The sequence below is a fragment of the Actinosynnema sp. genome, assembly GCF_052038725.1.
Genome location: NZ_JBQGCX010001475.1, coordinates 1 through 9,387 on the forward strand (window position 1 = coordinate 1; position 9,387 = coordinate 9,387).

Sequence of the window (9,387 nt, forward strand, 5' to 3'; positions counted from 1 at the left end):
GGCCCCGCCGACCCCGCCGACCGGCTCAGCCCGCGGCGGTGACCCGCAGGACCTCGTCCCCGTCGCCGTTGGAGGTGGTCACGTAGAGCGCGCCGTCCAGCCCCTGCTTGGCGGCCCGCAGCCTGCCCTTGGTCCCGTCCAGCTCCGGCGGCGCCGACACCGAGTGCACCCCGCCCTCGGGCGTGATCTCGAACAGGAACAGCTTCGAGCCCTTCAGCGCGGTCACCGCGAGCGCCCCGTCGAGCCCGCCCCACTGCTCGCCCTGCAGGAACGCCGCGTCCGAGATGGCCTCGGTGGGGCTGCCGCTGGACCAGATCGCGGGCACCGCGTCCGGGAAGCGATCCAGGTCGGTCATCGGCACGCTCTCGTCGTACCCGCCCTGCGTGCCGCCCCGGCTGGGGTCCCAGCCGTAGTTCGCGCCGGGCTTGAGCACGTTCAGCTCGTCGTCCACGGACGGCCCGTGCTCCGCGCTGACCACCAGCCCGTCCGAGCGCACCGCGATCCCCTGCACGTTGCGGTGCCCGTAGGTCTCGACCCGGTGCTCCCCGGTGCCGAGGTCGACGACGAGCGTCTTCCCGCCGAGCCCGTCCCGGTCCTGCGAGGTGTCGGCGCGGGCCGCGTCCCCGGTGCCGACGCGCAGCTTCCCGTCGGCGTCGATCGCGAGCCTGCACCCGGAGTGCCGGCCGCTGGGGTTGGCGGGCAGCCCGGTGAGCAGGTCGCCGACCTTGCCGACGGCGTCGCCGTCGCCCAGCTCCCAGGTGGTGAGGCGGATGTCGGAGGCGGTGTTCTGGCAGGTGGTGAACCGGCTGGCGCCGGGGTGCACGGCGATCCCGAGCAGCCCGCCCTCACCCCTGGCGACGGCCCCGGTGTCCACGTCCAGGTCCTTGACCTGGCCGTTCTCCACGACGCTGACCGTCCCCGGCCGCTGCGTGACGAGCATCCGCCCGTCCGGCAGCCAGTCGATCCCCCAGGGGTGCGCGAGCCCGGAGGCGACGGTCTCCACGGTGAGCCCGGCGGCGGCCCCTTCGGTCGGCGCGGAGCTCCCTGGGGAGGACCCGTCGCCATTGGCGGGCGTCGCGGTGCACCCGGTCACCAGGAGGACAGCGGCAAATCCGGCGATTCGACCCATGCCCCGAGGATGCCCAGCGCGACGTGAACCCAACGTGCGGAGCGGGGTCGAGAACCCGCGCGAAGGCGCAGCCGAGTCGCTCAGACCTCCAGCGGGTACACCCGCTCCACCGGCAGCAGCTCCCGCGCCAGCTCCAGCTCCCCCGCCGCGACGGCCGCCCCGACCCGCCTCATCAGCCCGGTCACGTCCGTCAACCCGGTGATCCACTCCTCCACGTGCCGCCGCGACGCCTCACCGGCCAGCCCGAGCTGCGGCGACCGGCGCCCCAGCGCCTCGTGGCGCAGCCCCCGCTCCGGGTCCCACTGCACCCGGATCTCCGGCTTGCCCCTGACGACCTCCCGGCTGGGCACGGCGGCCAGCACGGCGGCGTCGAACGGCTCCCGCAGCACCCGGACCGCCAGCACCCGCTCCTGCCCGGCCTCGCGCGCCCACCCGCACCGGTGCGCCATCCACAGGAACGACGGCTTGACCCACGTCATCCGCCCCGGCTTGAACGGCGGCACGAACGTCCCCGCCGCGAGCGCGGGCTCCGCGATCTCCGGCGAGTGCGCCTGGTAGACGACGAGGGTCCGCTCGTCGAAGTCGGCCCTGATCCGCCTGTGCTCCACCCGACCGGTGTCAGCGGCCGGGCAACCGCTTTGCCCGCCGCGCCCGCCCGCTCACGGCCGGTTGCGCAGCTTGGGCTTGTGCTCCAGGCTCGACAGCCCCTTCCAGGCCAGGTTGACCAGGTGCGCGGCCACCTCGTCCTTCTTGGGCTTGCGCACCTCCAACCACCACTGCCCGGTCAGCGCGACCATCCCCACCAGGGCCTGCGAGTACAGCGCGGCCAGCTTCCGGTCGTAGCCCTGCCGGGAGAAGTGCAGCCCCAGGATGTGCTCGACCTGCGAGGCGATGTCGTTGAGCAGCGACGAGAACGTCCCGGTGGTCGACGCCACCGGCGAGTCGCGGACCAGGATGCGGAACCCGTCCGTCGACCCCTCGATGTAGTCGAGCAGCGCGCAGGCCGCCTGCTCCAGCAGCTCCCTGGGGTGACCCCCGGAGAGCGCGTTGACCACGTGGTCCATCAGCGACTGCATCTCCCGGTCGACCACGACGGCGTAGATGCCCTCCTTGCCGCCGAAGTGCTCGTACACCACGGGCTTGCTCACGCCCGCCCGGTGCGCGATCTCCTCGACCGAGGTGACCTCGTAGCCCTTCTCCGCGAACAGTGCGCGCGCCACGTCGAGCAGCTGCTCGCGCCGCTCCTTGCCCGTCATCCGAACCCTTGGGGCTGGCACAGCGTCCCTGTTCCTTCTCCCGACACCCGGTCGGGACCAGCCTAAACACCGACGCGCCCCGAAGCCCGTGCGGGCCTCGGGGCGCGTGGTGGCGTCACGGGGTCAGGCCGCCTGCTTCGCCTTCTCGCCCTTGGCCCCGTCCTTGGCGGAGATGCGGGTGAGGCGCTGCGCGTTCGGCCAGCGCACGCTGGTCGCCCAGCCGAACTTCTCGAAGGCCCAGATGATCCGCGCCGAGATGTCGATCTGCCCGCGCTTCACGCCGTGCCGGGCGCAGGTCGGGTCGGCGTGGTGCAGGTTGTGCCACGACTCGCCGAAGGACAGGATCGCCAGCGGCCAGAAGTTGGCGGACTTGTCGCGGGCGGTGAACGGCCGGTCGCCGATCATGTGGCAGATCGAGTTGACCGACCAGGTCACGTGGTGCAGGAACGCGACCCGGACCAGGCCCGCCCAGAAGAACGCGGAGAGCGCGCCGGACCAGGACATCGTGATCAGGCCGCCGAGGACGCCGGGCGCGAGCACGCTGATCGTGGTCCACAGCCAGAACAGCCGGTCGACCCTCACCAGGTCGTCGTCGGCCAGCAGGTCGGGGGCGAAGCGGGCGGAGTTGGTCTTGTCGCGCTCGAACAGCCAGCCCATGTGGGCGTGCCAGAAGCCCTTGGCCAGGGCGATCGGGCCGCTGCCGAACAGCCACGGCGAGTGCGGGTCGCCCTCGCGGTCGGAGAAGGCGTGGTGCCTGCGGTGGTCGGCGACCCAGACGATGACCGGGCCCTGCAGGGCCATGCTGCCCATGATGGCCAGGGCGATCTTGAGCGCCCGGTTGGCCTTGAACGAGCCGTGCGTGAAGTACCGGTGGTACCCGACGGTGATGCCGAGCCCGGCGATGCAGTAGAACGCGGCGAACAGGGCCACGTCGACCCAGCCCAGCCCCCACCCCCACGCGACGGGGACCGCCGCGAACAGGGCCAGGAAGGGCACCAGGACGAACACGTACACGCCGAACTGCTCAGCGTTGCCGCGCTGCCCCTCGACCAGCGGCTTGGGGCCCCGGTTGGGCGGGCTGGGCGTGGACTTGCTCTCCACGGTGCTCGTCATGCGGATACCTCGTCGTCGTCCGGAAGCTACCTACGGAACCGTAACTTACGGCAGCGTAAGTTAGTCGAGGCCGCTCCCGCCAGGGGGGTGCGGGTTTTCACCGGTTGTTTTCAGGAAGCTCCTCCACCCGTCACCCGGTCGGGCAGGATCATCGGGTGCGGGATTTCTCTGGCGTTCGGCCCAACCGCCTTCGGCGGATCGGGGCAGTGGTGGTGGCGGCTTCGCTGGTCCTGGCGGCAGCCGTCTCGGGCGGCATCGGGTGGCACTACAGCGAGCAACTGCTCAACCCGGCGACCGCCCGACCGGGTTTCCCGGACGTGGTGCTGGGCGTGTCGGACGGCGAGATCGTCCTGGCCGACTCGGGGAGCACCGCCCTGCGCGGGACCTGGGGCCTGGTGTGGCCGGGCGGCGAGGTGGAGGTCGGCGACGTCGCCTCCCGCTCGGGCGGCGAGGTCCGCAGGCCGGTCGTCAGGGGGACCGCCCCCGCTGCGGGGACCCGCGTCCGCGTCGAGGGCTCGGTCTGGGCGAGCGACCCGCGCAGCGCGCTCGGCCTGGACTACCGGGACGTGAGCGTGCCCACCGAGCTGGGCGACGCGCCCGCGTGGCTGGTCCCCGGCAGCGGCGGCGAGGGCGGAGCCTGGGTCGTGGCCGTGCACGGCAGGGCGGGCACCCGCGCCGAGACCCTCCGCGCGCTCCCGGTGCTGCACGACGCGGGCCTGACCGTCCTGTCGATCACGTACCGCAACGACGACGGCGCCCCCGCCTCACCCGACGGGCTCTACCACCTCGGTGACTCGGAGTGGCGGGACGCCGAAGCCGCCGTCCGCTACGCCAGGGACAGCGGGGCGACGAGGATCGTCCTCTACGGCTGGTCCATGGGCGGCGCGATCGCGGGCCAGCTGCTGGCCCGCTCCGAGCTGGCGGGCGAGGTGTCCGCGCTCGTCCTGGACGCCCCGGTGACCAGCTGGACCGGCACCCTGGAGCTCCAGTCCCGCGAGCGCGGCGTGCCCACCTGGCTGGTGCCGCTGGCCGAGCTGGTCTCCGGCTGGCGGGCGGACCTGGACTTCTCCCGCTTCGACCTGGCCGACCACCCGCCCGCGCACCGCCCGCCGACGCTGCTGGTGCACGGCGACGCGGACACGACCGTGCCGGTGCAGGGCAGCAGGGACCTGGCCGCGCGGGCCGCGAGCGGGGCGCTGGACTGGGACGTGCGGTACGTCGAGGTGCCCGGCGCGGCGCACGTCGCGGCGTGGAACGCCGACCGGGCGCGCTACGAGCGCGAGCTGGCCGAGTTCGTGACTTCGCTCACCACCCCGCCGTGACCAGGCGCTACACGCTCCGTTATGATCCACTGACGAGGAGAGTGCCACCACTCGCGTGGTGGTGCTGACCGCGGACCCCCGCCCGTGACACGATGTGTTCCCGCGGCCGGGGAAGTCCCCGTCCGATCCGCCATGGTGTAAAGGCAGCACCTCGGATTTTGGTTCCGATGGTCCAGGTTCGAATCCTGGTGGCGGAGCGAGAGTGTCTCGGAACCGGGTCGGGCCCTCCGGCCCGGCCTGCCCTGCGTAGGGGGGTGTTGGTCGCTGCCGGGGGAAGCCGTCGAAGAGCAGGCCAGCGTCGTGCCCGCGCTCCAGGAGATGTCCGACGCCTGGCTGGTGGGCCGCGCCAGCGAGCTGGTCGCGGTGGCGCAGAGCAGCCACGTCGCCGAGCAGCTCGACGCCGCGAACGAGGTCGACGAGATCCTCGCCGAGGCGCAGAGCCGGGGCGAGCCCAGGATCGTGGCGCAGCTGCTGCGCGCCGCCGCCATCGTGCGCCTGGTGACGCCGGGGGTCGGCGACATGTCGGACTCCCTGCTGGAGGAGATGCTCACCCACACCCGCAGGCACGGCCTGGTGGTGCTGGAGGCGGAGGCGCACGCCCTGCTCGGCCGCAGGTACCTGCTGGTCGGGCTGGAGGACAAGGCGCTCAGCGAGATCGCCAACGGGCTGGCGATGCTGGAGGAGGACCTCACCCCGGACCCGGTGCTGGACAAGCGCACCTGGGACCGCCTGCTGGCCTCGGCGCTGCAGAACACCGGTTTAGTCCTCACCCAGCTCGGCGTCTACGAGATGGCCGACGAGGTCCTGGCCAGGGCCCACAACGCGATCCGCGACAGCGCCAACCCCCACCTGATCTACGTGCACCTGGTGAACCGGGTGCGGATGCTGCTGGGCTGGGGGCTGCGGCTGGAGCGGGTGAACAACCACGAGGAGGCCGCCGCCCGGTTCACCATGGCCGCGCGGATCGCCGAGGCGACCGAGGCGCCGTTCCTGCAGTCGCTGCACCCGCGCAGGCGGGACCGCACCGCCGCGCAGCAGGTGCCGGTGATCGGCGCGGCGCAGGCGCTGGCGAGCCCCGGCCCCGAGCACATCGCCCGGCTGTGGACGCTGCGCGAGCTGTCCATGTACGCCCGCGAGCTGATCATCGTGTCGATCGCGCTGGCGCGCTGCCTGGAGATGGAGGAGCTGCCGCAGCAGGCCCTCCAGGTGCTCACGCACGCCCGCACGAAGCTGGCCACCGACACCTCCGAGCCGACGCTGATGCTGTGCCTGGTGCGCGAGTACGCCCGGCTGGCGGGCCCGCAGGGCGAGCACACCGTCTCGGCGCTCCAGACGTACGCGAGCGCGCTGGAGGTGGAGCTGTGGCTGATGCAGGAGGCCCGCACCGCCACGCTGATCACCCGGCGCGACCACGAGCGGCTCACCAGGGCGCACGGGGCCATCGCCCAGCAGGCGATGCAGGACCCGCTGACCGGGTTGCCGAACCGGCGCGCGCTGGACGAGCGGCTGGCCGCGCTGGTCGCCGCGCAGACCCTGCCGATGGCGGTGGCGCTGGTCGACCTCGACGGGTTCAAGGGCGTCAACGACAAGCACTCGCACGCGGAGGGTGACGACGTCCTGCGCGTGATTGCCAGCACACTGCGGCACGCGCTGCGGGGCGACGACATGGTGGCCAGGTACGGCGGCGACGAGTTCGTGGTGCTGCTGCCGGGGACCACCCTGTCGCTGGCCGAGGCGGCGCTGGCCAGAGCCGTGGACGCCGTCGCTGGCCTGCCATCCGACCTGTCCAGGGGGGTGACGCTGTCGGTCGGGGTGATCGCGGTGCGCCCCCAGGAGAGCGACAACCAGGCGCTGTCCAGAGCGGACTCCGCGATGTACACCGCGAAGCGCAGAGGTGGCTGCCAGGTTGCTTCGGCAGACGGGGAAGCACCCGCGGAGGCTTAGTATCGGCACCTGGCGGGAGCCAGGCCTCCCGCCGCAGGCACGGACTCAGCAGAGGGAGAGCCGCTGATGCTCCAGGGTGTTCCCGCCCCGGTCAGCACTATCGTCCTCGCAGCGGGTGAGGGCACCCGCATGCGCTCCGCCACCCCGAAGGTGCTGCACCGGCTCGCGGGTCGCTCGCTGGTCGAGCACGCCGTGCGGGCCGCGGCGGGCGCCGACCCCGCGCACCTGGCCGTGGTGGTCGGGCACGGCCGCGAGGCGGTCACCGAGCACCTGGGGGTCGTCGCGGGCGCGCTGGGGCGCGAGGTCGTGGTCGCCGTCCAGGAGGAGCAGAAGGGCACCGGGCACGCGGTGGGCTGCGGCCTGGCCGAGCTGCCCGAGGACCTGACCGGCACCGTCGTGGTCACCTACGGCGACGTGCCGCTGCTGGACGCGGACTCGCTGCGCGCCCTGCTGGTCGAGCACGGGGCGCGCGGCAACGCGGCGACCGTGCTCACGGCGGTGCTCGACGACCCGACCGGCTACGGGCGCATCCTGCGCGACGCGGACGGCTCGGTGCTGGGCATCGTGGAGCAGAAGGACGCCGACGAGGCCCAGCGGGCCATCACCGAGATCAACTCGGGGGTGTACGCGTTCGACGCGGTCGTGCTGCGCGACGCCCTGTCCCGGCTGGGCACCGACAACGCCCAGGGCGAGCTGTACCTGACCGACGTGCTGGGCATCGCGCGCGGCGACGGCGGCCGGGTCGGCGCGCTGGTGACCGGCGACCGGTGGCTGGTGGAGGGCGTCAACGACCGGGTGCAGCTGGCCAGGCTCGGCAAGGAGCTGAACCGGCGGCTGGTCGAGCGCTGGATGCGCGAGGGCGTGACCGTGGTCGACCCGGACACCACCTGGCTGGACGCCGACGTGGAGCTGGGCCGGGACGCGCTGGTGGAGCCGGGCGTGCAGCTGCGCGCGGGCACCACCGTGGGCGAGGGCGCGGTCGTCGGCCCGGACACCACGCTGTCCGCCTGCGCGGTCGGCGCGGGCGCGAGCGTGGTGCGCACCCACGGCAGCGGCGCGGTGATCGGCGCGGGCGCGAGCGTCGGCCCGTTCGCCTTCCTGCGGCCCGGCACCAGGCTGGGCGCGGACGGCAAGATCGGCACGTTCGTCGAGGTCAAGAACTCGGAGATCGGCGCGGGCAGCAAGGTGCCGCACCTGAGCTACATCGGGGACGCGACGATCGGCGAGCAGTCGAACATCGGCGCCGCGAGCGTCACGGTCAACTACGACGGCGTGCACAAGCACCGGACGGTCATCGGCTCGCACTGCCGGACCGGCTCCGACAACATGTTCGTCGCCCCGGTGACCGTGGGCGACGGCGCTTACACCGGCGCGGGGACCGTGCTGCGGCGCGACGTGCCCCCCGGCGCGCTGGCCGTCTCCGGCGGTCCCCAGCGCAACCTCGCCGACTGGGTGCTCACCCGGCGGCCCGGAACCGCCGCGGCTGGTGCCGCCGAGCGCGCCCTGTCTCAGGTCGCGGAGAAGAACGAGGAAGGGCGCTGACGTGAAGAACCCGATCATGTCCGGGACACCCAAGAAGAACCTGATGCTCTTCGGCGGGCGGGCCTACCCGGAGCTGACGGAGGAGGTGGCCAAGCACCTCAACGTCTCGGTCACCCCGCAGGCCGCGTACGACTTCGCGAACGGCGAGATCTTCGTCCGGTTCGAGGAGTCGGTGCGCGGGTGCGACGCGTTCGTCATCCAGTCGCACAAGGCGCCGATCAACCAGTGGTTGATGGAGCAGCTGATCATGGTGGACACGCTGAAGCGGGCCTCCGCGAAGCGCATCACGGTGATCATGCCGTTCTACCCGTACGCGCGGCAGGACAAGAAGCACCGGGGCCGCGAGCCGATCTCGGCCCGCCTGGTCGCCGACCTGTTCAAGACCGCGGGCGCGGACCGCCTGGTGGCCGTGGACCTGCACACCGCGCAGATCCAGGGCTTCTTCGACGGCCCGGTGGACCACCTGTGGGCAATGCCGCTGCTGGCCGAGCACGTGCGCGACAAGTACGCGGGCCACGACATCACCGTGGTCTCGCCGGACGCGGGGCGCACCAAGCTGGCGGAGAAGTGGGCGGACACCCTCGGCGGCACGCCGATCGCGTTCATCCACAAGACCCGCGACCCGCTGCGGCCGAACGAGGTCGTGGCGAACCGGGTGGTCGGCCAGGTCAAGGACCGGCTGTGCGTGGTGATCGACGACATGATCGACACCGGCGGCACGATCACCAAGGCGGTGGACCAGCTCCTCGCCGAGGGCGCGTCCGACGTGGTGATCGCGGCCACCCACCCGGTGCTCTCGGGCCCCGCGGTGGAGCGGCTGCAGAGCTGCGGCGCGCGCGAGGTGGTGTTCACCGACACGCTGCCGATCCCGCAGGAGAAGCGCTTCGAGGCGATGACGGTGATCCCGATCGCGCCGCTGCTGGCGCGCGTGATCCAGGAGGTCTTCGAGGACGGGTCGGTCACGAGCCTGTTCGACGGGAACGCTTGACGCTTGGCGCTTGACGGCGCAGCCGTCAAGGCTTCGGCTCCGGAGGAGTCGATCGACCGGACCAGCGGCCCCCCGGGGCACCCCCGCGGGGCG

General features: G+C 72.7%; 8 protein-coding genes and 1 tRNA gene. 5 read left to right on the forward strand and 4 right to left on the reverse strand.

Translation table 11 applies throughout. The features are described from left to right. Positions 1-25: 25 nt before the first annotated feature. The 4 genes from ACTUAL_RS31125 to ACTUAL_RS31140 all read right to left on the reverse strand — a co-directional run bounded on the left by ACTUAL_RS31125 (position 26) and on the right by ACTUAL_RS31140 (position 3,498). On the reverse strand, positions 26-1,129 hold the full coding sequence (locus tag ACTUAL_RS31125) for a PQQ-dependent sugar dehydrogenase (protein ID WP_440902732.1): 1,104 nt from the start codon (positions 1,127-1,129) through the stop codon (positions 26-28). An 80-nt stretch (positions 1,130-1,209) separates the two neighbouring features. Further along, entirely contained in the window at positions 1,210-1,737 is a 528-nt protein-coding gene (locus tag ACTUAL_RS31130) for a DUF4291 domain-containing protein (RefSeq protein ID WP_096491442.1), read from the reverse strand. A gap of 51 nt (positions 1,738-1,788) precedes the next feature. Beyond that, positions 1,789-2,385 (reverse strand): TetR/AcrR family transcriptional regulator, encoded by a 597-nt coding sequence (locus tag ACTUAL_RS31135; protein ID WP_096491441.1) that lies wholly within the window; start codon positions 2,383-2,385, stop codon positions 1,789-1,791. A gap of 123 nt (positions 2,386-2,508) precedes the next feature. Continuing rightward, on the reverse strand, positions 2,509-3,498 hold the full coding sequence (locus ACTUAL_RS31140; protein WP_096491440.1) for an acyl-CoA desaturase: 990 nt from the start codon (positions 3,496-3,498) through the stop codon (positions 2,509-2,511). Positions 3,499-3,710: 212 nt separating this feature from the next. Here ACTUAL_RS31140 and ACTUAL_RS31145 point away from each other — a divergent pair, with 212 nt between their 5' ends. The 5 genes from ACTUAL_RS31145 to ACTUAL_RS31165 all read left to right on the forward strand — a co-directional run bounded on the left by ACTUAL_RS31145 (position 3,711) and on the right by ACTUAL_RS31165 (position 9,294). Beyond that, entirely contained in the window at positions 3,711-4,820 is a 1,110-nt protein-coding gene (locus tag ACTUAL_RS31145) for an alpha/beta hydrolase family protein (RefSeq protein WP_440902733.1), read from the forward strand. 126 nt (positions 4,821-4,946) lie between these two features. Further along, positions 4,947-5,017: transfer RNA gene (locus ACTUAL_RS31150), tRNA-Gln, on the forward strand. A gap of 103 nt (positions 5,018-5,120) precedes the next feature. Beyond that, the gene (locus ACTUAL_RS31155; protein WP_096491438.1) at positions 5,121-6,764 is read left to right on the forward strand and encodes a GGDEF domain-containing protein; all 1,644 of its coding nucleotides are present in this window, start codon (positions 5,121-5,123) and stop codon (positions 6,762-6,764) included. 66 nt (positions 6,765-6,830) lie between these two features. Then, positions 6,831-8,306, forward strand: coding sequence for a bifunctional UDP-N-acetylglucosamine diphosphorylase/glucosamine-1-phosphate N-acetyltransferase GlmU (gene glmU / locus ACTUAL_RS31160; protein ID WP_096491437.1), 1,476 nt, complete (start codon positions 6,831-6,833; stop codon positions 8,304-8,306). Between the two features lie 16 nt (positions 8,307-8,322). Further along, the gene (locus tag ACTUAL_RS31165; RefSeq protein ID WP_012783281.1) at positions 8,323-9,294 is read left to right on the forward strand and encodes a ribose-phosphate diphosphokinase; all 972 of its coding nucleotides are present in this window, start codon (positions 8,323-8,325) and stop codon (positions 9,292-9,294) included. Positions 9,295-9,387: the final 93 nt, after the last annotated feature.